Here is a 24,130-nt window from a genome sequence, read left to right as displayed (position 1 = left end):
GCTTTTTGCGCACCCTTTGGGGAGGTTTTATGCTTTCTAGCTATCAGCGTTTGATGGACTTTCTCTACATTTGTGCCATGTGGCTGGCAGGCATTGCCCTGCTGTTTATGGTCGCCGTTATCCCCATCGGCATTTTTGCCCGCTACGTGCTCAATAGCGCCCTGTCATGGCCGGAACCCATTGCCATTATGTGCATGGTGACCTTCACCTTTGTTGGCGCTGCGGTGGCGTACCGCGCCGGTTCGCACATCATGGTGGCGATGGTGACCGATCGCCTGCCGCCCGCTTTGAAAAAATTCTCCGCCCTGCTGGCCGACATAATGATGCTGGCGATCAGCCTGTTCATCTTCTGGTACAGCCTGTTGCTGTGCAGCGAAATGTGGCATCAGCCGGTGGCTGAGTTCCCGCTGCTGACCGCCGGGCAGACCTACCTGCCGCTGCCAATAGGCTCTGCGCTCACCGTGCTGTTTATCATCGAGCAGATTTTTGCCGGCCCTCAAGGCCACCGTCCGGTGGTGCAAATGGGTAATTCCGAAGCCTGATAGCCCTATTCTTGGAGACGACATCGTGGATGCATTAATTTTACTCTTAACGCTGGGGGTAATGCTGGCCATCGGCGTGCCGGTGGCTTACGCCGTGGGTTTGAGCGCCGTCGCGGGCGCGCTGTGGATCGATCTGCCGCTGGAAGCCTTGATGATCCAACTGACCAACGGCGTAAACAAGTTCTCACTGCTGGCAATTCCGTTCTTTATTTTGGCCGGGGCGATCATGGCGGAAGGCGGCATTGCGCGCCGTCTGGTGAGCTTCGCGTACATATTTGTTGGCTTTATTCGCGGCGGGCTGTCGCTGGTGAATATCGTCGCGTCCACCTTCTTCGGCGCGATCTCCGGCTCGTCGGTGGCCGACACGGCCTCTATCGGCTCGGTGATGATCCCGGAGATGGAGAAGAAGGGCTATCCGCGCGACTTCGCCGCGGCGGTAACCGCCAGCGGCTCGGTGCAGGCCATTTTAACGCCGCCCAGCCATAACTCGGTGATTTACTCGCTGGCGACGGGCGGCACGGTGTCGATTGCCGCGCTGTTCATCGCCGGTATCCTGCCGGGGCTGCTGCTCAGCCTGACGCTGATGGTGATGTGCGTGGTATTCGCCCATAAACGGGGCTATCCGAAAGGCGAGCGCGTGCCGTTTAAGCAGGCGTTAAAGATTTTCGTCGACACCCTGTGGGGCCTGATGACCGTGGTCATCATCATGGGCGGCATTCTCAGCGGCGTTTTCACCGCCACCGAATCCGCCGCCATCGCCTGCCTGTGGTCCTTCTTCGTCACCATGTTTATCTACCGCGACTACAAATGGTCTGAGCTGCCAAAACTGATGTACCGCACGGTGAAAACCGTCAGTATCGTGATGATTTTGATTGGTTTTGCTGCTGCCTTTGGTGCCGTGATGACCTACATGCAGCTGCCGATGCGCATCACAGAGTTCTTCACCAGCATTTCGGACAACAAGTATGTGATTCTTATGTGGATCAACATCATGCTGCTGCTGATCGGCACGCTGATGGACATGGCGCCAATCATCCTGATCCTCACGCCAGTATTGCTGCCGGTCATCAACTCGCTGGGCATAGATCCGGTGCATTTCGGCATGATCATGCTGGTTAATCTGGGGATCGGGCTGATCACGCCGCCGGTAGGGTCGGTGCTGTTTGTCGCCAGCGCGGTGAGTAAACAGAGCATTGAGAAAGTGGTGAAAGCCATGCTGCCATTCTATCTGGTGCTGTTCGCCGTGTTGATGATGGTGACTTACATTCCGGCTATTTCCCTGACGCTGCCGAAGCTGTTCGGGGTCTATACGGGCTAGCCCAAGTCGCAAAGAGACTGAAATTTTCTCATACATGCAGGCAAAACCTGATCCAGCCTAATCATCATGTTAAGTTAAAGAAAAAGACTCGTGCCGCGAGGCACGAGCTTAAAAACACTAACAGGGTGAACAGGCATCATGTCTTCTAAGAAAGCCATCTCTTCCAAAAAAATTGAAACCACTTTGGTCAGCGCCGGGCGCGACAAAAAATATACGCTAGGCTCGGTCAATGCCGTGATCCAGCGCGCCTCTTCTCTGGTGTTTAACTCGGTAGAAGAGAAGAAGTTTGCCACCAAGCATCGCGCCAACGGCGAGCTGTTTTATGGCCGTCGCGGCACCCTGACTCACTTCTCATTCCAGCAAGCCATGGTCGAGCTGGAAGGCGGCGCGGGCTGCGTGCTCTACCCTTGTGGCGCGGCGGCGGTCAGCAACGCCATCCTGTCGTTTGTCTCCACCGGCGACCACATTCTGGTGGCCAGCTCGGCCTATGAGCCGACCCAAGACTTCGCCGAAAAAGTGCTGCGCAAGCTTGGCGTCAGCACCACCTATTTTCCGGCGGATATCGGCGAAAACCTTGGCTCCCTGATGCAGCCAAACACCAAAGTAGTGTTCCTCGAAGCACCCGGCTCGATCACCATGGAGATGCCGGACCTGCCCGCGATGGTGCGCGCGGTTCGCGCCGTGTCGCCGGAGGTGATCATCATGATCGACAACACCTGGGCGGCGGGCATTCTGTTTAAAGCACTGGATTTCGACATCGATATTTCCATTCAGGCGGGCACCAAGTACATCATCGGCCACTCCGACGCGATGATCGGCACCGCCGTGGCCAACGAGCGCTGCTGGGAGCAGCTTCGCGAGCACTCTTATCTGATGGGCCAAATGGTGGATGCCGACACCGCCTATGTCGCCAGCCGCGGCCTGCGCACGCTGGGAATCCGCCTACGCCAGCATGAAGAGAGCAGCATTCGCGTGGCGCAGTGGCTGAGCGAACGTCCTGAAGTGGCGGTGGTCAATCACCCTGCGCTGCCGGGCAGTAAGGGCCATGAGTTCTGGAAGCGAGATTTCACCGGCAGCTGCGGCCTGTTCTCCTTCGTGCTGAAAGATCGCCTGAACGGCCAACAGCTGGCGGACTATCTCGACAACTTCGCGCATTTCAGCATGGCCTACTCGTGGGGCGGCTTTGAATCACTGATTTTGGCTAATCAGCCAGAAGAGATTCAAGCCATTCGCCCGGCGGAAACCGTGGATTTCACCGGCACGCTGGTGCGCTTGCACATCGGGCTGGAGAACGTCGAAGATCTGATTGAAGATCTGGACGCCGGTTTCGCACGCATTGCCACTTCAGTATAAGGATTGTTACAGAAGGCACGGTTTTGGGTGCTTTCTGACTATGACAGATCAACCCACGGGGTACGGATCTGCGTTACACTAGCCACGTTGTCGTTTTTCAGCACTCTGACAGGACAGACTATGGCAGTACTTATCGATATCCTTCATGCACTCTGGCAGCATGACTTTAGCGTTCTCGCCGATCCGAAGGTTCTTTGGGTGGTGTACGCCGTATTATTTATCACTCTGTTTCTGGAAAATGGTCTGCTCCCAGCTTCATTTCTGCCGGGGGACAGCCTGCTGCTGCTGACCGGCGCGCTGATTGCCCGTGGCGTGATGAGTTTTGTCCCTACTCTGATTATTCTGGTAGTGGCGGCAAGTCTTGGCTGCTGGCTGAGTTACCTTCAGGGGCGCTGGCTCGGCCACACCAAAGTGGTGCGCGGCTGGCTGCTGCAACTCCCCACGCACTATCACCAGCGGGCGCATCAGATGTTTATCCAGCACGGTTTAACCGCGCTGCTGGTGGGTCGCTTTCTGGCGTTTGTCCGCACCCTGCTGCCTACCATGGCCGGTATTTCAGGTCTGAGTAATGCCCGCTTCCAGCTGTTTAACTGGCTAAGCGCGCTGTTGTGGGTGGGAGCCTTGGTCACTTTGGGGTACGCCCTGAGCCAAATCCCGCTGGTTAAACGCCACGAGGATCAGGTGATGGCCGGGCTGATGATTTTACCCGTGCTGTTGCTGGTGATTGGCTTGGTCGGCGGGCTGCTGGTGATATGGAAGAAACGCAAATGCCGCATCGCCGCCTGCTCCACAAAAACTAAACCCGCCGAGTAGCGGGTTTCTTTTTATCTGTCGCAGTATTTATAGCAAGTCGCCTGTCGCCAGCTTTAACCGGCGAGCGTCCCGGCCAGCGGCAGGGCATTATTCTCCCGCGCACGAGCAATTTCATCACTCGGCGTCACGCCAAAGTAGCGTTTAAATTCCCGGCTAAACTGCGAAGCACTCTCATACCCCACGCGCAGGGCCGCGGCGCTGGCCTTCAAACCGTCATACATCATCATCATCCGTGCCTTGTGTAACCTATAGGTTTTCAGATATTGCAGCGGCGAGGTGCTGGTGACGGCTTTGAAATTATGGTGGAAGGCCGACACGCTCATGTTTACTTCGCTGGCCAGCAGCTCCACGCTCAGGTTCTCCGCATATTGCGTTTCAATGCGGCGCAAGGCTTTGGAGATCTGGCTGAAGTGCGTATGACGGTTCACCAAGGCCTGTAGCGCCCCGCCATTGTCACTAGTCAGCACCATGAACAGGATTTCGCGGATGATCTGCGGGCCAAGCACCTTGGCGCGCAGCGGCTTTTCCATCGAATCCAGCAGGCGCTCGGCGGCGCAAAGAATGTCTTCATCCAGCACGCCCGAGCTGATACCCGAGGATTGATCCTTCTGCCCGGAAAAGCCCGCCTCTTCCATATCCATCAGTAAATCTTGCAGCATCACGGTATTGATACTGATCTGGATCCCGGCCATCGGCTGCTCGGCGCTGGCGAAGGTTTCGCATTCAAAGGGCAAGGGCACCGTGAGCATCAGGTAATTTTTCGGGTCATAGGAGAAAGTGCGCTTGCCCAGATAGCCAACCTTGCTGCCCTGAAACAGAATCACTATTCCGGGGTTGTAGAGCACGGGCGTACGCGGATGATGCTTTTCGGCATACATCAGCGTGACCTGCGGCACTGTCGAATGGTGGAGAAACTTATCGCTACTCATCCGCGCAACCTGTGCCGCCAGATTCGAGCAAAGACGCTCAACATATTCCATTCTGACCTTCCTCACTTTCAATGATCCGGCATTAATTCTGCCACGCGCGCGCGGCTTTCTACAGTCGCCAGTAGAAACAGGCAAGTCTTAGGCAGAAATGGGCATCACTTAGTCACATCTGAAACCAGCAGAACCAAGGTTAGCTGCTAGGCTTTATGAGTAAATCACAGGATTGGAGAGAGTTATGTCCGGATCTAAAGCCGCAGAAAATACCTTTAATGCCTGGGCCACCGCCAGTGCAGGCAGCCCACTGGAGAAGTTTGCTTTCGACGCTGGCCCTATCGGTGATGAAGAGATTGAAGTCGCCATTGATTACTGTGGCGTGTGCCACTCTGATCTGTCGATGTTGAATAATGACTGGGGGATCACGCAATACCCCTTTGTTCCGGGACACGAAGTGGTGGGGAAAATCACCAAATTGGGTGACCACGCGCGCAATAAAGGGTTGAAAGTCGGGCAAACGGTCGGCGTAGGCTGGAATCGCGGCAGCTGTATGCACTGCCATCCCTGTATTTCGGGCGACCAGCATCTGTGCCACGATGTCGAAGCGACCATCATCGGCCATCACGGCGGCTTTGCCGATAAAATTCGCAGTCACTGGGCGTGGGCTATCCCCCTGCCAGAAGGCGTAGAGGTCACCAGCGCCGGTCCGCTGTTCTGCGGCGGTATTACCGTTTTCAACCCGTTACTGCAATTTGGCGTGCTGCCAACCCATCGCGTGGGGGTGATCGGCATCGGCGGTTTGGGCCATATGGCGGTGCGCTTCCTCAACGCGTGGGGCTGCGAAGTGACGGCATTTACCTCATCAACGGCCAAGCGCGATGAAGCCCTTTCCCTCGGCGCGCACCGCGTTATTGCCACCCGCGACCAGGCGGATTTGAAGAAGATCGCCGGTCAGCTGGACTTCATTATGGTCACCGCCAATGCCTCGCTGGATTGGGATGCCATTATCGCCACTCTCGCACCGAAAGGCCGTCTGCACTTTGTTGGCGTCGTGCCTGAAGCCGTGCCGGTGCACGTTATGGCGCTCATCAGCAAACAGGCCGAAATTTCCGGTTCACCCACCGGCTCCCCGTCACGTCTGGCGGATATGCTCGCGTTCTGCGCCCGTCATCAGATCACCCCGCAGGTCGAGCACTTCCCTATCAGCAAAATCAATGATGCTGTGAAGCACTTGGAGGATGGCAAGGCGCGCTACCGAGTCATTCTAGATATGAACGCATGATAAAAACTGCAGTCAAAGTAATTAGCTAACTTAGTTAAACCCGTAAAGGAGAAACTCATGGCAACGCAACCCAACATCAAGCTTCACGATGGCAACAAGATGCCGCAGCTCGGACTCGGCGTATGGAAAGCCAGTAACGAAGAGGCAAGCAATGCTGTGACGACGGCCATCAATGCCGGCTACCGCCACATTGATACTGCTGCCATTTATAAAAACGAGGAAGGCGTCGGCGAAGCACTGAGTGGCATTAAGGTGCCGCGCGAAGAGCTGTTCATCACCACCAAACTGTGGAATGACGATCAGCTGCATGCTGAGAAAGCCCTCGAGGAGAGCCTGAAGAAGCTGCGTCTGGACTATGTCGATCTCTATTTGATCCACTGGCCGAAGCCGGACGAAGGTAACTATGTCGAAGCCTGGAAGCAGATCCTTAAGCTGAAAGAGCAGGGTCTGGCGAAAAGCGTCGGCGTGTGTAACTTCAACATTCCCCACCTGCAAAAGCTGAAAGACGAAACCGGCATCTTCCCGGTGGTGAACCAGATTGAGCTGCACCCTATGCTGCAACAGCGCCAGCTTCACGCGTGGAATGCCACCCATAATATCGCGACGGAATCCTGGAGCCCGCTGGCTCAGGGTGGCGAAGGGGTATTCGATCAGGCGCTGATCCAGAAACTGGCTGAGAAATACGAGAAAACCCCGGCGCAAGTGGTGATCCGCTGGCACCTCGACAATGGTTTGATTGTGATTCCTAAGTCAGTAACGCCTAAACGCATCCATGAAAACTTCGACGTATTTGATTTCAAACTGGAAAGAGAAGAACTGGCGGAGATCGCCAAGTTGGATCTGAACAAACGCTTAGGCCCGGACCCTGACACCATGTAACTGAGCCGTGTTCAAAAGCAAAAACCCGCCGAGGCGGGTTTTTTTATGTCCATTAATCTGTGAAGCTACATCGACGGCGTTGCGAGCATTTGCCCGGTCGACCCGCGATCCGCCATCTCCAGCGTGCCGCTCTGGTACAGGAACGGGAAGTGCTCGAACGACGCCTGATTGAAGTACACCAGCAGTTCCACGTCGCCATCCACCCACACCGTGTCTTTGAAACCGGCATCTTCAATCAGCGGCGCGGCGCCGTTGACGCTTTTCACCAGGAAGGAGACGCCCTGCACGGTAAAGGACTGCGGCAGGTCAGCATGGATATTCCAGCGCTCCCACGAGCCTTGCTGCACGGTGGTATCAATACGGTTGATGTCCCAGATGGAACCATTAATGCCCGGCTGGCTGTCGCCCAGACGGAATTCACGGGTGCGCGCCACGCTGCCGCCAAGGATCTGGTCCGCCAGCAAGCGCATTGGCAGATTATCAGTGACCAGCGGCAGCAGGCCGGTCGGTTTTAAGGTTAGCACGAGGGTGGAAACCAGAATGCTTGACGGCTCGAACAGGCCGCGAAGACGCTGCATCACGCTCGCCGCTTCACCGGCGGTGATGGACACTTCGTCGCCCTGCGACATATCGATCAGCACTTCGCGGCGCTCGCCCGGTGCCAGCGACAGCCGCTGGACGGTGACCGGCGCCGGCAGGAAACCGAGGTCCGAGCCAATCACGTGGAACGCGCGGTTGTCGGTCATGCTCAACTCATAACGACGGGCATTGGACGCGTTGAGCAGGCGCAGGCGCACCCAGCCGCGTGACACTTCGACATAGGGGCTTTGCACGCCGTTAACCAGCATGGTGTCGCCAATAAAGCCGCCGGAAGAAGGCATGTCGTACTGCGGCACGCCGAAGTTATCCAGACGCTTGTCTTGAATGATAATCGGGAAATCGTCCACGCCGTAGTGGTTCGGCAACGGCAGGTTTTTGCTGAATTCATCTTCCACCAGCCACATGCCCGCCAGCCCGTTATAGACGTGCGGCGCCATGCGATTTGGCGTGTTGGCGTGATACCAGCAGGTGGCAGCGGCCTGACGAATGGGCAGCACCGGGGACCAGTCGACGTTGGGCGAAATCATGCGCGCCGCACCGCCGCTCAGGGTGCCGGGTACCTGCAAGCCGCTGACGGTCATTGAGACAGATTCAGACAGGCGGTTGCTGTAGATAAGTTTGACGTCGTCGCCGTTGTAGACGCGCACCGTCGGCCCAAGGTACATGCCGTTAAAGCCCCAAACGGGTGCCTTATTGCCGCCAAGGAATGACCAGTGCGCAGCTTGCATGGTCAGAAACAGCGGCTGGCCACGACGGGATTCGATAAGCGGTGGAACGGGTAAAACAGGCTGCGGTCCATTCGCATTTGCCCTCAGTGGCAACGCGCCCGCGGCTAAAGCCACGCCGGTTGCTTGCAGGAATGAGCGACGACTGAGTGACATATCTTCTCCATGAAAACAAAATCAAAGCTGTGTAAATCGCCTGCTACCTTCATTGGCGGCAGGCGGAAAAGGTTTACTTTTTGGCTTTTGCCGCGGCTTCACGCTGGGCAACTTCAGCATCCAGCTCGGCAATTTTATCCGCCATGATCTGATGGCAGTGGTTAGACAGGTCGCGCAGACGCTCTTTGCCGTACTGGGAGGTGTCCACCGGCGGCAGCATCTCGACAATCACCAGACCGTTTGACCAACGGTTTAATTTAATTTTATTGCTGGTGTTGGAAACACAAATGGGCACGATAGGCACGCCGGCTGAAATCGCCGCGTGGAAAGCGCCGGTTTTGAATGGCATCAGGCCACGACCGCGGCTGCGGGTCCCTTCCGGGAACATCCAAATCGAAATGTTCTTCTTGTTGATGTGATTAACCACCTGCGAGATGGTGCCGTGCGCTTTGGCGCGGTTATCACGGTCAATCAACAAGTTGCCCGTCAGCCAGTATAGTTGGCCGAAGAACGGGATCCACACCAGACTCTTTTTACCCACGGTCACTGTACGCGGCTGCACCACGCTTGAGGCAGTCACCATGTCGAAGTTGTTCTGGTGGTTAGCAATATAAATGCATTTACCATAATGCGCCGCTTCGGCTGGGATACGTTTTTCAACGGTAATACCCAGCACCGGGGCCAGGCGCCCGAACATATGACCAAATGTCGCCACGTGTTTTGGATTTCGCGGGCTAAACAGGCAGTAGATACAACCCAAAATACTTAGCAGAATTGAATAAAGAACGACGATGATCAGACGCAAAATAAATAACATAACATCCTCTTAAGCATACAGCCGAAGCAGGCAAGACGTCTTGCGGCTCCCTTCCCTCTGCGCCGGGCTATTCTCAGGCCTCAGCCAGCATGACACAACGGTTTTGTTGATACATTTGTAAAATTTTTGCGCTAGGCAACAACTTCAAATTCGCGGAGTTTTGTAAAGCATTCAGGGCACAAAGGTGCCCTGAATAATTCAGCATTTACTCTCGGCTTCAGCGAATTACTCTTCGCTGTTACCTGATGATTTTACTACCGGGGAATCCACTTCGACACGGTCTATGCGCTGCAAGCCGCGCGGCAACAGGGTTCCTTTACGGCCACGTTCTGCACGGAATTTCTGTAGCTCTTCCGGACGCAGGGTCAATTTACGCTTACCGACATACAAGGTTAGCGAAGTTTGAGGCGCTAACACCAGCAACCACACCAGTTTATCTTCGCCCGACGCCGCCTGCGCCGCAGGAATTGAAACAATTTTATTACCTTTGCCCTTCGACAACTGCGGCAGGTCGGCAACCGGGAACAGCAGCATACGACCGGCAGCGGTGATAGACAGCAACATGTCGTCTTCGCCGTGCAGTTCGATTGGCGGCAGCGCCTTAGCGTTGTCCGGCAAGGTGATCATCGCTTTACCGGCGCGGTTACGCGCCACCAGATCATTGAAGGTACAAACGAAGCCGTAGCCCGCGTCCGAAGCCATCAACAGTTTCTGGTCGTCAGCGGCCATCAACACTTGTTCAATAGTAGCACCCGGTGGCGGTGTCAGCTTGCCGGTTAATGGCTCGCCCTGCCCGCGCGCCGATGGCAGCGTGGTTGGGTCCAGCGCATAACTGCGCCCGGTGGAGTCGATAAACACCACCGGCTGGTTACTCTTACCTTTGGCGGCGGCGCGGAAGCTGTCCCCCGCTTTGTAGCTTAGCCCGCTGGCGTCGATATCATGGCCTTTCGCACTGCGCACCCAGCCCATTTCGGACAGGACGATAGTCACAGGCTCAGAAGGCACGAAGTCGTGCTCGCTCATGGCTTTGGCTTCTTCGCGCTCGGTAATTGGCGAGCGGCGGTCGTCGCCATAGGCTTCGGCGTCGGCCTGAATCTCTTTACGAATCAAAGTGCTCAGCTTGCGCTCAGAACCCAACAACGCTTGCAGCTGATCGCGCTCTTTCGCCAGTTCGTCCTGCTCGCCGCGAATCTTCATCTCTTCGAGTTTCGCCAAGTGGCGCAATTTCAACTCGAGAATGGCTTCTGCCTGCGTCTCACTCAGCTCAAAACGCGCCATCAGCACCGGCTTCGGCTCATCTTCGGTACGAATGATATGAATGACTTCGTCGATATTGAGGAAGGCAATCAGCAAACCTTCAAGGATATGCAGACGCTTGAGCACTTTATCGAGGCGATAGTTCAGGCGGCGACGCACCGTTTCGCGGCGGTAGTCCAGCCATTCGCGCAGGATCTCAACCAGCCCTTTCACCGAAGGACGGTTGTCGAGGCCAATCATGTTCATGTTGATGCGATAGCTGCGTTCCAGATCGGTGGTGGCGAACAGGTGATTCATCACCTGATCCAGATCCACACGGTTGGAGCGCGGCACGATTACCAGACGCGTCGGATTCTCGTGGTCAGATTCGTCACGCAAATCTTCAACCATTGGCAGCTTTTTGTTGCGCATTTGGTTGGCGATCTGCTCCAGCACTTTCGCGCCAGAAACCTGATGCGGCAAGGCGGTGATCACCGCGCTGCCGTCTTCTTTATTCCACACGGCGCGCATGCGCACCGAGCCTTTGCCGGACTCGTAAATCTTACGAATTTCGTTACGCGGCGTAATGATTTCGGCTTCGGTTGGGAAGTCAGGCCCCTGCACGAACTCCAGCAAATCTTCCAGCGAGCTGCCCGGCTTTTCCAGCAGGGCGACGGCAGCGGCGGCCACTTCGCGGATGTTGTGCGGCGGAATATCCGTCGCCATGCCCACGGCAATCCCCGTGGTGCCGTTGAGCAGGATATTCGGCAGGCGTGCAGGCAAGGTTTTTGGCTCTTGCATGGTGCCGTCGAAGTTCGGCACGTAATCCACGGTGCCCTGACCGAGCTCGCGCAGCAGAACATCGGCGTATTTCGACAGACGAGATTCGGTATAACGCATGGCGGCGAAGGACTTAGGATCATCCGGCGCACCCCAGTTCCCCTGACCATCCACCAGCGGGTAGCGGTAAGAGAACGGCTGCGCCATCAGCACCATCGCTTCATAACAAGCGCTGTCACCGTGCGGGTGATATTTACCTAATACGTCACCGACGGTACGTGCCGATTTCTTGAATTTCGCGTTGTTATTCAGGCCAAGTTCGGACATCGCATAAATGATACGGCGCTGAACCGGCTTGAGGCCGTCACCGATAAACGGCAGCGCGCGGTCCATGATCACGTACATGGAATAGTTGAGATAGGCGTTCTCAGTAAACGTGTGCAGAGCTAGGCGCTCTGTCCCGTCATGAGTTATTTCGCTCATTATGTTTCATCCTCAAAACCGTGGCGTGATGGTTTCTCTATTTAGAAAGCTTACGCTCGCGGGCGTGCCACGAGGCAATAATGTTGGCGATAGTACATCATCCGGCGCATGGCTGTCACAGCCACTCTCTTTATCGGCAGAATTACAAAACCTGCGCGCCGAAGGCTTAACGTCTGGCCGAGCTGCAAAAGGGCATTAAATGATAAAATCAGGCGATTCAGCGAAGGTTTATTGCATTTTAGTCCATAGTCTTGTGCTCTAGCGCACATTTTTTTCAGGCCAATGCTTCAGTAAACTGTTGGACAACAGTTTACCAACGAGGCACTCCCTATGAGCAACATTTTGATTATTAACGCAGGTAAAACCTTTGCCCACTCAAAAGGCGCATTGAACATTAGCCTGACCAAACTCGGCCACTCCGTCCTGACCGAAGCCGGACACAACGTGCGCGTGACCACGTTGGAAGACGGTTATGACATCCCGACCGAGATTGAGAACTACCTGTGGGCCGATACCGTGATTTATCAGCAGCCGGGCTGGTGGATGGGTATGCCGTGGACGCTGAAAAAATACGTCGATGAGATCTTCACCGAAGGCCACGGCAAGCTGTACGCCAGCGATGGCCGCACCCGTTCAGACGCATCGCAGAAATACGGCTCAGGCGGCCTGCTGCAAGGTAAGAGCTACATGCTTTCCCTGACCTGGAATGCTCCGCTGGAAGCTTTCGAAGATAAAGAGCAGTTCTTCCACGGCGTGGGCGTTGACGGCGTGTATCTGGCACAGCACAAAGCTAACCAGTTCTTGGGGATGCACGGCCTGCCGACCTTTATCTGTAATGACGTGATCAAACAGCCTGATATCGACGGTTATTTCGCTGCATATCGCGCACACCTTGAAAATGTGTTTGGTCGCGCATAGTTTAGAGGTTCATTGAGAAGCCTGTCAGGTTTCAAACAAGAGGTTGTTATGATCACTGTTATTGCTGAAATCATCATGAAACCGGGCCGCCGCGACGCGGTTCTGGAAAAGATCAACGCCCTGCTGCCAAGCGTGCTGGCCGAAGAGGGTTGTCACCGCTACGATCCTTTCACTGATTTCAGCGGCCAGATCCCGTGGCGCAAAAGCGCACCAGATTCTGTTTTTATGGTGGAAGAGTGGGAAAGCCTCGCGCACCTCGAAGCACACCAGCAGGCTGCGCACATGAACGCGCACCGCGAAAACATCAAGGCTGACGTGCAAGATGTGGTGATCAACATCATCGAAAAAGCCTGATCACCGGCTGGCGCTAGCTGCTACTTTTAGCAGCATCGCCGATAGATTGAAACAAAAACGCCGGAGCGGCAAAGCCCCGGCGTTTTTTTATGGCGACGCTGAAATTAAACGTCTAATTCTGCGGTATCGCCTTTTTCCTGCAACCAGTTGCGACGGTCTTCTGAACGCTTCTTGGCCAGCAGCATGTCCATCATGCGCAGGGTTTGATCGACATTTTCTTCGTCGATGGTCAACTGCACCAGACGGCGCGTGTTAGGGTCGAGCGTGGTTTCGCGCAGTTGCAGCGGGTTCATCTCACCCAGACCTTTGAAGCGCTGGACGTTCGGCTTGCCCTTCTTACGCTTCAGCTGCTCCAGCACACCCTCTTTCTCCTGCTCGTCGAGGGCGTAGAACACTTCTTTGCCCAAGTCGATACGGTAGAGAGGCGGCATGGCCACATAGACGTGGCCGCCGCGCACCAGCGAGCGGAAGTGGCGGACAAACAGCGCGCACAGCAGCGTGGCGATGTGCAGGCCGTCGGAGTCAGCATCCGCGAGGATACAGACTTTGCCGTAGCGCAGCTGGGTCAAATCTTCGCTATCCGGATCGATGCCGATCGCCACCGAAATGTCGTGAACTTCTTGCGAAGCCAGCACTTCGTCGGAAGAGACTTCCCACGTATTCAGGATCTTACCCTTCAGCGGCATGATCGCCTGATATTCGCGATCGCGCGCCTGCTTGGCGGATCCGCCTGCCGAGTCCCCTTCCACCAGGAAGAGTTCGGTCATGTTCAGATCCTGCGAAGTACAGTCGGCCAACTTGCCCGGCAGCGCGGGGCCGCTGGTCAGTTTCTTACGCACCACTTTCTTGGCGGCGCGCAGACGGCGCTGGGCGCTGGAAATACAGAGTTCGGCCAGCTGCTCGGCGGCCTGCACGTTCTGGTTCAGCCACAGGCTAAAGGCATCTTTCACCACGCCCGAGACGAAAGCCGCGCACTGGCGAGAAGAGAGACGCTCTTTGGTCTGGCCGGCAAACTGCGGGTCCTGCATTTTCACCGAGAGCACGTAGGCACAGCGCTCCCAGATATCTTCCGCCGACAGCTTGACGCCGCGCGGCAGAATATTGCGGAATTCGCAGAACTCGCGCATGGCGTCGAGCAAGCCCTGACGCAGACCATTGACGTGGGTACCGCCCTGCATGGTTGGGATTAGGTTGACGTAGCTTTCCGTCAGCAGTTCTCCACCTTCAGGCAGCCACAGCAGCGCCCAGTCAACGGCTTCCACATCACCGGCAAAAGCCCCCACAAAAGCCTTTTCAGGCAGGGTGATCAGGCCGTTTACGGCTTCCATCAGGTAGTCGGTCAAGCCATCTTCATAGCACCAGCGCTGCTCGGTATTGTTCACTTTATCTTTGAACAAGATCTCAACGCCCGGGCAGAGCACGGCTTTGGCTTTTAATAAATGGCTGAGGCGGCTAACGGAAAAACGCGGGCTGTCAAAGAAGCTAACGTCCGGCCAGAAATGCACGCTGGTGCCAGTGTTGCGTTTACCGCAGGTGCCGGTGACGTGCAGATCCTGCACTTTGTCGCCGTTCTCAAACGCCATTTCATAGACTTCACCACCGCGTTTCACCGCCACTTCGACACGCGTCGACAAGGCGTTGACCACGGAGATCCCCACGCCGTGAAGGCCGCCGGAGAACTGGTAGTTTTTGTTGGAGAATTTGCCACCCGCGTGCAAGCGACAGAAAATCAGCTCAACGGCAGGCACACCCTCTTCCGGGTGAATGTCCACAGGCATACCGCGCCCGTCGTCAATAACTTCAAGAGATTGATCCGCATGGAGGATCACTTCGATTCGGCGCGCATGGCCGGCTAATGCTTCATCGACGCTGTTATCGATGACTTCCTGACCCAGATGGTTCGGGCGGGTGGTGTCGGTGTACATGCCGGGACGACGACGCACCGGTTCAAGACCGCTGAGGACCTCTATGGAATCCGCGTTATAAGTTGATTGGCTCATCGTTGAATATTCGTGGCTCATAGGTTGGTGGGCTAACGTGGGCTAACGATAGTATAAAAAAGTACAAATGCGTGCGCTGGGCAGATGCCCACGGGCGGCGACTCAGGAAAAACCAGAAGATACTTCGCTCTGAAAGGTTAGTCTGAAGCCAGCCCCAGGAAATCAACAATCGGCGAAAAATAGCGTTCGAAGCCGACAAAACTATGATTTCCCTCAGGTTCGACCGTTTGCCGACACGCAGTGTAATAGGCCACGGCCTGACGGTAATCGAGGGTTTCATCACCCATTTGCTGGAGCAGCCAGAGTAAATCCGGGGACTCCAGCGGTTCAACCTGCATCACTTTCAGGTCGTAAACGTGGCGTGACTCTAACACATATTGCTGCCCGGTGTAGGGGTTCTGATTCTGCCCAAGGTAGTCGACAAGCAGCTCAAAAGGCCGCACGGCGGGGTTAACCACCACTGCGGGCACGGTGAAGCACTGCGAAAGCCACGTGGCGTAATAGCCGCCGAGAGAAGACCCTACGATGCCCAGCTTGCGCCCAGCTTTTTGCATCACCAGCGACTCCAGTTCTTCCGCCGCTTCTGCCGGGAAAGGGGATAACTGCGGCACCACCATCTCAATGTGCGGATGCTGGACCGCCAGCCAATCTTTCAATAAGGTCGCTTTTGCCGAGTTGGGAGAACTGTTGAAACCGTGCAGGTAGAGTAAGGTACTCATTCGTAGCCGTCCGAATCACTATCCGGTCGGAACTCATCGCTTTCAATGCGCATGACCTGCGTTTCCACCCGGCCGTCTGGGTAGAGGTCAAGGTAGCGCCAGCCCGGCGCGGCGGTATCAATGGTGAAATTGGTGCAGTGAGGCTTGAACTGTACGCAGGTCGAAGGCGTGGCGTACAGCCGTTTGCCGTGCCAATCGAGATCCAACTCTTGGTGAATATGGCCGCACAACAAGGTATTGGCCTTGGGATAATTCGCCAACACGTCCGCCAGCATATGGGCATTGCGCAGGCTGTGTTGATCCAGCCACGTGCAGCCTGACGGCAGCGGGTGATGGTGCAGCATAATCAGCGTGAAACGCTCTGGATATTGCTGCAAGCAGCGCTCCATCCACTCCAACTGATACTCGCTGAGATGGCCATGGGGGACGCCAAAGACTTGGGTATCGAGCAGAATGACCTGCCAGTCATCCCCCAAAAGAAGCTGTTTCGACGGGTGAATGCCCTCTTCGCGCAGGGCGTCGACCATGGCTGGCTGGAAATCATGGTTTCCCGGCAGCCAGACGCAGGGGGCGGACAGCTCATTAATCCCGCGCGCAAAGTGATGATAGGCATCCAGGGATTGATCCTGTGCCAAATCGCCCGTGGCGGCAATAATGTCGATGCCACGGTTCTGCGCCTTTATGGCGTCCAGCACGGCGCGATAGCTGCGGAAAGTATTCACTCCCAGCAACGTTTCATTCTCACCGGCGAAAAGATGGGTATCGGTAATTTGCAGAATTCTGACTTTGGCCCCATTAACCAAAGGCAGTGTAAACAGGCTTTCCAAGTCGTATCCTTTGTAATTGAAGTCTGTCTAACAAACCGGAACGGCCATCGCTCCATGCGCAAGGCAATAACGCAACCAGTCCGCAAGGAACTGGTTAATTTGATGCTTTTCGTCACGCTGATGCAACTTTTTATTAGGATAATCATAGCGTGCTTTGAAGCGAAAGATCTGCTGGGTCGAACACACTTCCGCAACCATCGCGTCGTGGTAAAGACGCACGGTTAGCGAAGGTAAGCTCCAGTAGCTCACCGCCGGGGCGGTCTGTTCGATTTCAACCAGCGTGGTGTAACGCGTAGACTCAGTAATGGTCAGACGGTAGGTTGCGCTACTTACCTGATAAGTCGCCGTTTCGCCCACTTCATCATTACGCGGCATCAAACGACGTAGTTGTGCGAAATTGGTTTCACACAATCTCATCATTTCAGGAAAATCAGGGGTATAGCGCTTAATCATTAGTTGGACCACTCTTTTCGCAGGGATTCATGGTGCAGGGCCAGCCATTGAAGTGCAATCACTGACGCCGCATTGTCGATTACTCCTTCCTCCACCCAGCGATAAGCCTGTTCACGACTTACCACATGCACGCGGATGTCCTCATTTTCGGCTGCAAGGCCGTGAATTCCCTGTGCTGTTGTCGCATCAACTTCGCCGACCAAAATCGACAACCGTTCGCTGGTTCCACCCGGGCTCGCGAGGTAACTCAGCGCGGGTTTGCAGCGACCGACAACAATATTAGCTTCTTCCAGCGCTTCGCGCCGGGCGACATCTTCGACCGATTCGCCGGGCTCAATGATACCGGCGACCATCTCCAGAAGCCAAGGGGTATCACTGGAATCAATGGCTGGGATACGAATCTGTTCAATCAGCACCACTTCATCACGTTGTGGATCATAGGGCAATAAGACGGCGGCGTGCCCACGCTCAAAAACTTCGCGAACCACTTCATCACTCATTTCACCGCTAAATAAACGATGGCGGAATCGATAAGCAATGATTGAAAAAAAACCTTTATATCGCGTCTCACGTGCAATAATTTCTACATCATCTTTGCCGAAAGTAACGGGTGAACCCTTCGTTTGGGACATAATGCTGTTTCCTTATTACCTTTTGCTGACAAATTATCGTCATTTGAGGTCAATTTGATGAAATTGCGCTAATAATAATCAGGCACGTTTGTGGTAGATTTGTACCACTTTGGCTGAGAAGGCACGTAAAGCCACTCAGTCCTTCTGCCAGTCTCTGCTAGAATCCGCGTCTATTGGTATTTTGACAGCGTCACCATAACAACATTGCTGCACAACAAGGAATGCAAATGAAGAAACTGCTCCCCCTTCTAATCGGACTGAGCCTGGGCGGCTTCAGCGCGATGAGCCAGGCTGAAAACCTGATGCAGGTCTACCAGCAAGCCAGGGAAAGTAACCCGGATCTGCGCAAGTCCGCAGCCGATCGTGATGCTGCATTCGAAAAAATTAACGAAGCTCGCAGTCCTTTATTACCGCAACTCGGATTGGGTGCGGATTATAACTATACCAACGGCTACCGTGATGCGAATGGCGTTAACAGCAACCAGACCAGCGCGTCTCTGCAATTGACCCAGACTATTTTTGACATGTCGAAATGGCGTGCCCTGACCCTGCAAGAAAAAGCAGCCGGTATTCAGGACGTTTCCTTCCAGGTTGATCAGCAGAAACTGATCCTGGATTCGGCGACAGCCTATTTCAACGTGTTGAGCGCGATTGACTCTCTGTCTTATACCGAAGCACAGAAACAAGCGATTTACCGTCAGTTAGACCAAACCTCGCAACGTTTTAACGTGGGCCTGGTGGCAATTACCGACGTGCAAAACGCCCGTTCACAATACGACACCGTGTTGGCGAACGAAGTGACTGCCCGTAATAACCTCGATAACGCGCTGGAATCTCTGCGTCAGGTTACCGGCGTTTATTATCCGCAGCTCTCTTCTCTGAATATCAACAATTTCAACACCCAGCGCCCACAGCCGGTCGCCGGCCTGCTGAAAGAAGCGGAGAACCGCAACCTGAGCCTGCTGTCTGCCCGTCTGTCTCAGGACTTGGCGCGTGAGCAAATCCGTTCCGCCCAAACCGGTCACATGCCAACTATCGATTTGACCGCGTCAACTGGCGTGAGCAACACCAAATACAACGGTTCTAACACCGGTGAATCTGCCAGCACCCGAGATTCCGATGCGGGCCAGAACAAAATTGGCCTGAGCTTCTCCCTGCCACTGTATAGCGGCGGCTCGGTGACTTCTCAGGTGAAACAAGCGCAATACAACTTTGTTGGCGCAAGTGAGCAGTTGGAAAGCGCGCATCGTTCAGTGGTTCAGACCGTGCGTTCTTCCTTCAACAACATTTCTGCGTCAATCAGTAGCATCAACGCTTACAAACAAGCCGTTGTTTCTGCACAAAGCTCCTTAGACGCGATGGAAGCCGGCTACCAAGTGGGTACCCGTACTATCGTTGACGTGTTGGATGCCACCACCACGCTGTACAACGCCAAGCAACAGCTCTCTTCTGCGCGTTATACCTACCTGATTAACCAGCTGAACATTAAGTCTGCGTTAGGTACGTTGAATGAGAATGACCTGCTGGCGCTGAACGGCACCCTGGGTAAAGCTATCCCAACGACGCCGGAAGCCGTGGCGCCAGAAAACCCACAGCAAGATGCCTCCGCTGATGGTTATAACGGCAGCCAGACTCCTGCTGCTCCGGCCGCTACACAGGTTCGGGCAGAGCAGGTTAGCTCCCCAGTGGTTAACCGCACTTCGGCTAACTCAGGTAGCAGCACATCGACGACCAAGAAGAGTGGGAATCCTTTCCAGAATTAATCTGGTTTTAAAGGGAATAACCTACTTTTGCGATAAGCGGCCTAAAAAGGCCGCTTTTTTTTGTCTGGGTCACAGCCTTTCGTAAAGTCTCGTAACAATTGCCCCTGACTGCTTTAACATTAACCGTCTTTACCCTATTCTTACGCACTACTGGGAAAGGGGCGAAAAAGCCCTATACATGGGATAATTCGATGAAACGGACACAAAACATCAATCTGGCTACCTTCCGGAAATCCTGGCGTAGCTACCGTATCGCACCTGTCGCATTAGCAGTCAGCGCTGTCTTTATGCTCTCCGCTTGCGAAAAAACCGATGAAACCGTCTCGCTTTACCAAAATGCGGACGATTGCTCAAAAGCCAACCCGTCGAACAGCGCGCAATGTACTGCGGCGTATGACGCGGCCAAGAAAGAAGCTGAGAAAACCGCGCCAAAATACGCTAGTCGTGAAGAGTGCGTGGCAGAGTTCGGCGAAGGCCAATGTACTCAAACTCCAGCTCAGGCAGGCATGGCGGCTCAACCACAGCAGAGCGGCAGCTTCTGGATGCCTCTGATGGCCGGTTACATGATGGGCCGTATGATGGGTGGCGGCGCGGGCTTTGCCCAACAGCCTCTCTTCACCTCGAAAAACCCTGCCAGCCCGGCGGGTGGCAAGTTCGTTGATGCAACGGGCAAAAGCTACGGCCCTGCCACTGCAGGTGGACGCACGATGAATGTGCCGAAAACCGCGATGGCGCCTAAGCCAGCGACCACTTCTACCGTAACCCGTGGCGGCTTCGGCGAAAGCGTCGCTAAGCAAAACACCATGCAGCGCAGTTCCGCGTCGACCACGCGTTCACCATCACGCAGCATGGGCGGCTAAGAGTCCCAGATGAAACGTTTACCGATTGCCGAGCGTCCAGACTGGCGAGAAAAAGCCACAGAGTTTGGCTTCAATTTTCACACCATGTATGGCGAGCCGTACTGGTGTGAAGACGCCTATTACGAATTCACCTTAGCGCAGATCGAAGAGATCGAAGACGCCACCGCCGACATTCATCAGATGTGTTTAAAAGTGGTGGAAAAGGTGGTTGCGGACGACGCGCTGATGGCGCAATTCCAGATCCCGAAGCACTGCTGGGAATTTGTCCGAAGCTCGTGGCGCACCCAACAGCCTTCGCTCTATTCACGACTGGACTTGGCCTACGACGGGGTTAACCCGCCTAAGCTGTTGGAAAACAACGCGGATACGCCAACTTCGCTGTATGAAGCCGCATTCTTCCAATGGCTGTGGCTCGAAGAGCAAATTGCCGCAGGTAAGCTGCCGCAGGATGCCGACCAGTACAACAGCATGCAGGAAAAGCTGATTGAGCGTTTTGCCGAGCTGAAAAACCAGCACGGTTTTTCTTTGCTGCACTTCGCCTGCTGTCAGGATACCGAGGAAGATCGCGGTACCGTGCAGTACTTGCAAGATTGCGCATTAGAAGCCGAACTAGCCAGCGAATTTCTGTTTATCGAAGAGATCGGCTTAGGCGAACGCGGGCAGTTTACCGATCCGCAGGATCAGGTGATCAGCAACCTGTTCAAGCTCTATCCGTGGGAGTTTATGTTCCGCGAGATCTTCTCAACCAAGTTGGAAGATGCGGGCGTGCGTTGGCTGGAGCCAGCGTGGAAAGCCATTCTCTCCAACAAAGCCTTGCTGCCCATGCTGTGGAAGATGTTCCCGAATCACCCTAATCTGCTGCCTGCCTTCTTCGCGGAAGAAGAGCACGCAGAGATGGACCATTACGTGATTAAGCCGCTGTTCTCTCGCGAAGGTGCCAATATCCGCATCATCGAAAAAGGTCAAGAAGTGGCCAGCGTCGATGGCCCATATGGTCAGGAAGGGATGATCCACCAGCAGTTCCACCACCTGCCTAAATTTGGCGATAGCTACACGCTAATTGGCAGCTGGTTGGTGAACGATCAGCCTTGCGGCATTGGTCTGCGCGAAGACAAAGAGCTGATCACACAAGATCTCTCTCGCTTCTATCCGCACGTGATCGTCGGCTAACAGTCACGATCTAGCCAATAAACGAAGCGGGGAGCGAATTCAATTCACTCCCCGTTTTTTTATCTCTAAAAGATTAACCCACCTGCACCGAAAGCATGCTCAACGAGCTCATCACGATGCCATCGGTCGGGGTAGACATCGGCTCGACGCCGTCCCAACTGCCCAACACATACAGCAGCGGCAGATAGTGTTCGATAGACGGGTTAGAGAGCGCGGCTCCCTCATGCTGAGAGAAATTTACCAGCGGATGCTGGCTGTCTTCACCCTTCCAGCGCAGGTTCTCTTTCACATATTCATTGAAAGCAGTGGCCCACGGGTAATTATCGCCCTCCCCGTCGCGCTTCATTAGGCGCAGGTTGTGAACCACATTGCCGCTCGCCACGATCATAATGCCTTCATCACGCAGCGCCGCCAGCTTTCTACCAATCTGATAGTGATATTCCGCCGGCTTGGTGCCGTCGATGCTCAGCTGCACCACCGGAATATCCGCCTCTGGGTAAGCTTTGATCAGCACGCCCCATGTCCCGTGGTCGAAGCCCCACTCGCCGGTGTCCGCAATCACGTCAATCGGCTTAAGCAGCTCTTGCAGCTTTTTCGCCAGCTCGGGCGAGCCGGGGGCCGGGTAACGCTGATCAAACAGCGCCTGCGGGAAGTTGCCGAAATCGTGAATGGTGCGCGGGTGCTCCATTGCGGTCACGGCCGTGCCACGAGTGAACCAGTGGGCAGAGACGGCAACGATGGCTTTCGGGCGCGGTAATGTCTCGCCCAGCGTTTGCCATGCGCGGGTAAATTCATTGTCTTCAAGCACGTTCATCGGGCTACCGTGGCCTAAAAACAGTGCTGGCATACGAGGGGAAGTCATAACGTTTTCCTTAGCTCAGAGTGAATGAGTGGCAGAAGCAATTCTGCACGATGGAAATACGGTACTCTCTTTCTTATTTGCTTACAGCCGGATAACCGTGATGAAGTTGTTCAAAAAAATTGAATCAGCGTTATGGGCTTTTTGACGCGGCAGGAAGGGGGTTAATTCACTTAGCGAGCTATCTATCAATTTCGTCTTTGCAATGCCGGAATAGTGCTTTAGAGATAAAAAAGGCCGCATCTGCGGCCTTTAAGATTCAGGAGTGAGTTCAGTTAGCTGGCTTTCTGAGTCTGCGCCTGACGGTAAGCCACTAAGTCTTCAATGGTCAGTACCGGCATATCGTGTTTCTTGGCGAAGACAATCGCTTCTGGCGCGTGCGCCATGCTGCCATCATCATTGGTCAGTTCGCACAGCACGCCGAAAGGCTTCAGACCGGCCAGTTTGACCAAGTCGATAGAGGCTTCAGTGTGGCCACCGCGAGTCAGCACGCCGCCCGCCTGCGCGCGCAGAGGGAAGATATGCCCTGGGCGGTTCAGGTCAGAAGGCTTAGCGCCGTCTTTGATGGCGGTGCGAATGGTGGTGATGCGGTCAGCGGCAGAAACACCGGTAGTGACGCCTTCGGCCGCTTCGATGGTGACGGTGAATGGCGTTTGGTACGCGCTGGAGTTGGTCTCAACCATCATGGGTAAATCGAGCTTTTTGCGGCTCTCTTCGGTCATGGTGAGACAGACAATCCCGCTGCCATGGCGAATGGTCAACGCCATCTGCTCAACGGTCATGTTTTCAGCGGCAAAAATTAAATCGCCTTCGTTTTCACGATCTTCGTCATCCAGCACCATCACACCACGGCCATTGCGCAGGGCTTCAAGAGCCTGCTCAACGCGTTGATTTGGTGTACCAAATTCGGAAAGTAGGGTCTGATTCATGGTAAAAATAACCTCATAAACTGTATGTAATATACATGGATTACCAGAATCAGGGCGTCTTGAGGAGTTCACTGTAGCCCAGCAATGCCGTGCGACAGTGTGAAAAAATAACGCAGCAGGCAATTTTTTGCCTGGCTTGAACCGTTACTCTCTCCCATCCGGACTATAACCGTCGGCTCCGGGATCTAACCGGATCTGCTGACCTCAAACTGCAAAGTTTGAGCGCTCGCGGGCTCCCACTATGGCAGAAATGCGTTCCGCCAAAAAAGATGTGGTTTACCGCCGGTGGGGACTTTCACCCCGCCCTGAGAATAAGCAGGTCAACTATAACGCCAATAAAAGGTCTCGGCAATGTGTCGAATAGCCGAATAATGCCATCGCGAAGGTTTATAGAAAGAGTATCTAGGATTACACTAGTACAAAGCTGCTTATTCGAGACAAGGGAAAAACCATGATCGACCCGAAAAAAATTGAACAAATCGCTCGTCAGGTTCACGAGTCAATGCCGAAGGGTATCCGTGAGTTTGGTGAAGATGCTGAAAAGAAAATTCGTCAGGTATTGCAGGCGCAATTTAGCCGTATGGATTTGGTTAATCGCGAAGAGTTCGACGTGCAGACTCAGGTTCTACTGCGCACCCGCGAGAAACTAGTTGCTCTCGAGCAGCGCCTAACCGAGCTGGAAGCCAAATTAGCTACCGAGCAGAAGCCAGAAGCCTAATTCCCGGCGGCTGTCATGCAT

The 24,130-nt window shown here is 54.7% G+C and carries 23 protein-coding genes and 1 riboswitch; of the genes, 12 read left to right on the top strand and 11 right to left on the bottom strand.

Annotated features, from left to right (window positions below):
- Positions 1–29 precede the first annotated feature (29 nt).
- The 4 genes from ACT3RT_RS16950 (at position 30) to ACT3RT_RS16935 (ending at position 4,026) form a co-directional block, all read left to right on the top strand.
- The gene (locus ACT3RT_RS16950; RefSeq protein WP_485902436.1) at positions 30–542 is read left to right on the top strand and encodes a TRAP transporter small permease; all 513 of its coding nucleotides are present in this window, start codon (positions 30–32) and stop codon (positions 540–542) included.
- Between the two features lie 25 nt (positions 543–567).
- A complete protein-coding gene (locus tag ACT3RT_RS16945) occupies positions 568–1,860 on the top strand; it encodes a TRAP transporter large permease (RefSeq protein WP_034793289.1) in 1,293 nt (430 codons plus the stop codon).
- A gap of 138 nt (positions 1,861–1,998) precedes the next feature.
- Positions 1,999–3,213, top strand: coding sequence for a cystathionine beta-lyase (gene metC / locus ACT3RT_RS16940; RefSeq protein WP_485902434.1), 1,215 nt, complete (start codon positions 1,999–2,001; stop codon positions 3,211–3,213).
- Between the two features lie 120 nt (positions 3,214–3,333).
- Positions 3,334–4,026: a DedA family protein gene (locus ACT3RT_RS16935; protein WP_353503434.1), complete on the top strand. Its 693-nt coding sequence runs from the start codon at positions 3,334–3,336 to the stop codon at positions 4,024–4,026.
- A gap of 53 nt (positions 4,027–4,079) precedes the next feature.
- Here the strand turns inward: ACT3RT_RS16935 and ACT3RT_RS16930 are convergent, their stop codons facing one another.
- On the bottom strand, positions 4,080–5,006 hold the full coding sequence (locus tag ACT3RT_RS16930; protein ID WP_353503435.1) for an AraC family transcriptional regulator: 927 nt from the start codon (positions 5,004–5,006) through the stop codon (positions 4,080–4,082).
- A 184-nt stretch (positions 5,007–5,190) separates the two neighbouring features.
- Here ACT3RT_RS16930 and ahr point away from each other — a divergent pair, with 184 nt between their 5' ends.
- Together ahr and dkgA are read left to right on the top strand one after the other, a co-directional pair.
- Positions 5,191–6,231 carry an NADPH-dependent aldehyde reductase Ahr gene (ahr, locus tag ACT3RT_RS16925; RefSeq protein WP_496203383.1) on the top strand — a complete coding sequence of 347 codons (1,041 nt, stop codon included), beginning with the start codon at positions 5,191–5,193 and terminating at the stop codon, positions 6,229–6,231.
- Between the two features lie 57 nt (positions 6,232–6,288).
- The gene (gene dkgA, locus ACT3RT_RS16920) at positions 6,289–7,110 is read left to right on the top strand and encodes a 2,5-didehydrogluconate reductase DkgA (protein WP_185689188.1); all 822 of its coding nucleotides are present in this window, start codon (positions 6,289–6,291) and stop codon (positions 7,108–7,110) included.
- 65 nt (positions 7,111–7,175) lie between these two features.
- Here dkgA and ftsP read toward each other — a convergent pair whose 3' ends face one another.
- The 3 genes from ftsP to parC all read right to left on the bottom strand — a co-directional run bounded on the left by ftsP (position 7,176) and on the right by parC (position 11,907).
- On the bottom strand, positions 7,176–8,591 hold the full coding sequence (gene ftsP / locus ACT3RT_RS16915) for a cell division protein FtsP (RefSeq protein ID WP_485902431.1): 1,416 nt from the start codon (positions 8,589–8,591) through the stop codon (positions 7,176–7,178).
- Positions 8,592–8,664: 73 nt separating this feature from the next.
- A complete protein-coding gene (locus tag ACT3RT_RS16910) occupies positions 8,665–9,408 on the bottom strand; it encodes a 1-acylglycerol-3-phosphate O-acyltransferase (protein WP_353503438.1) in 744 nt (247 codons plus the stop codon).
- Positions 9,409–9,633: 225 nt separating this feature from the next.
- A complete protein-coding gene (parC, locus tag ACT3RT_RS16905) occupies positions 9,634–11,907 on the bottom strand; it encodes a DNA topoisomerase IV subunit A (protein WP_353503439.1) in 2,274 nt (757 codons plus the stop codon).
- A gap of 330 nt (positions 11,908–12,237) precedes the next feature.
- On the opposite strand from parC, the gene ACT3RT_RS16900 reads away from it, so the two are divergent.
- Both ACT3RT_RS16900 and ACT3RT_RS16895 read left to right on the top strand, forming a co-directional pair.
- Entirely contained in the window at positions 12,238–12,825 is a 588-nt protein-coding gene (locus ACT3RT_RS16900) for an NAD(P)H-dependent oxidoreductase (protein WP_396131316.1), read from the top strand.
- A 48-nt stretch (positions 12,826–12,873) separates the two neighbouring features.
- Positions 12,874–13,179 (top strand): putative quinol monooxygenase, encoded by a 306-nt coding sequence (locus tag ACT3RT_RS16895; protein WP_353503440.1) that lies wholly within the window; start codon positions 12,874–12,876, stop codon positions 13,177–13,179.
- A gap of 104 nt (positions 13,180–13,283) precedes the next feature.
- On the opposite strand, the gene parE is transcribed toward ACT3RT_RS16895, so the two are convergent.
- The 5 genes from parE to nudF all read right to left on the bottom strand — a co-directional run bounded on the left by parE (position 13,284) and on the right by nudF (position 17,810).
- Entirely contained in the window at positions 13,284–15,179 is a 1,896-nt protein-coding gene (parE, locus tag ACT3RT_RS16890; RefSeq protein WP_353503441.1) for a DNA topoisomerase IV subunit B, read from the bottom strand.
- Positions 15,180–15,316: 137 nt separating this feature from the next.
- On the bottom strand, positions 15,317–15,898 hold the full coding sequence (gene yqiA, locus ACT3RT_RS16885; RefSeq protein ID WP_353503442.1) for an esterase YqiA: 582 nt from the start codon (positions 15,896–15,898) through the stop codon (positions 15,317–15,319).
- Positions 15,895–16,725 (bottom strand): 3',5'-cyclic-AMP phosphodiesterase, encoded by an 831-nt coding sequence (gene cpdA, locus ACT3RT_RS16880; RefSeq protein ID WP_353503443.1) that lies wholly within the window; start codon positions 16,723–16,725, stop codon positions 15,895–15,897. Before cpdA ends, yqiA begins: the two co-directional genes overlap by 4 nt.
- 27 nt (positions 16,726–16,752) lie before the next feature.
- Positions 16,753–17,178: a DUF1249 family protein gene (locus ACT3RT_RS16875; RefSeq protein ID WP_353503444.1), complete on the bottom strand. Its 426-nt coding sequence runs from the start codon at positions 17,176–17,178 to the stop codon at positions 16,753–16,755.
- Complete coding sequence (gene nudF, locus ACT3RT_RS16870; protein WP_353503445.1) at positions 17,178–17,810, bottom strand: ADP-ribose diphosphatase; 633 nt, start codon at positions 17,808–17,810, stop codon at positions 17,178–17,180. Before nudF ends, ACT3RT_RS16875 begins: the two co-directional genes overlap by 1 nt.
- 227 nt (positions 17,811–18,037) lie before the next feature.
- Between nudF and tolC the strand changes: the two genes are divergently transcribed.
- The 3 genes from tolC (at position 18,038) to ACT3RT_RS16855 (ending at position 21,603) form a co-directional block, all read left to right on the top strand.
- Positions 18,038–19,573, top strand: a complete 1,536-nt coding sequence (tolC, locus tag ACT3RT_RS16865; RefSeq protein WP_496200107.1) for an outer membrane channel protein TolC — start codon at positions 18,038–18,040, stop codon at positions 19,571–19,573.
- Between the two features lie 191 nt (positions 19,574–19,764).
- On the top strand, positions 19,765–20,433 hold the full coding sequence (locus ACT3RT_RS16860) for a DUF1190 family protein (protein WP_396131312.1): 669 nt from the start codon (positions 19,765–19,767) through the stop codon (positions 20,431–20,433).
- 9 nt (positions 20,434–20,442) lie between these two features.
- Positions 20,443–21,603 carry a glutathionylspermidine synthase family protein gene (locus tag ACT3RT_RS16855; RefSeq protein WP_496203382.1) on the top strand — a complete coding sequence of 387 codons (1,161 nt, stop codon included), beginning with the start codon at positions 20,443–20,445 and terminating at the stop codon, positions 21,601–21,603.
- A gap of 73 nt (positions 21,604–21,676) precedes the next feature.
- Here the strand turns inward: ACT3RT_RS16855 and ygiD are convergent, their stop codons facing one another.
- On the bottom strand, positions 21,677–22,465 hold the full coding sequence (gene ygiD, locus ACT3RT_RS16850) for a 4,5-DOPA-extradiol-dioxygenase (protein ID WP_353503449.1): 789 nt from the start codon (positions 22,463–22,465) through the stop codon (positions 21,677–21,679).
- Between the two features lie 272 nt (positions 22,466–22,737).
- On the bottom strand, positions 22,738–23,391 hold the full coding sequence (ribB, locus tag ACT3RT_RS16845) for a 3,4-dihydroxy-2-butanone-4-phosphate synthase (RefSeq protein WP_496203381.1): 654 nt from the start codon (positions 23,389–23,391) through the stop codon (positions 22,738–22,740).
- A gap of 142 nt (positions 23,392–23,533) precedes the next feature.
- A riboswitch (FMN riboswitch) is annotated at positions 23,534–23,708 on the bottom strand.
- Between the two features lie 134 nt (positions 23,709–23,842).
- On the opposite strand from ribB, the gene ubiK reads away from it, so the two are divergent.
- A complete protein-coding gene (gene ubiK / locus ACT3RT_RS16840; protein WP_034793327.1) occupies positions 23,843–24,109 on the top strand; it encodes a ubiquinone biosynthesis accessory factor UbiK in 267 nt (88 codons plus the stop codon).
- The last annotated feature ends 21 nt before the right edge of the window (positions 24,110–24,130 follow it).

This window comes from Ewingella sp. AOP9-I1-14 (assembly GCF_052375995.1).
Taxonomy (GTDB): Bacteria; Pseudomonadota; Gammaproteobacteria; order Enterobacterales; family Enterobacteriaceae; genus Ewingella; species Ewingella allii.
Note: the sequence above shows the minus strand (reverse complement) of the source record. Positions and strands in the feature narration are given on the sequence as shown.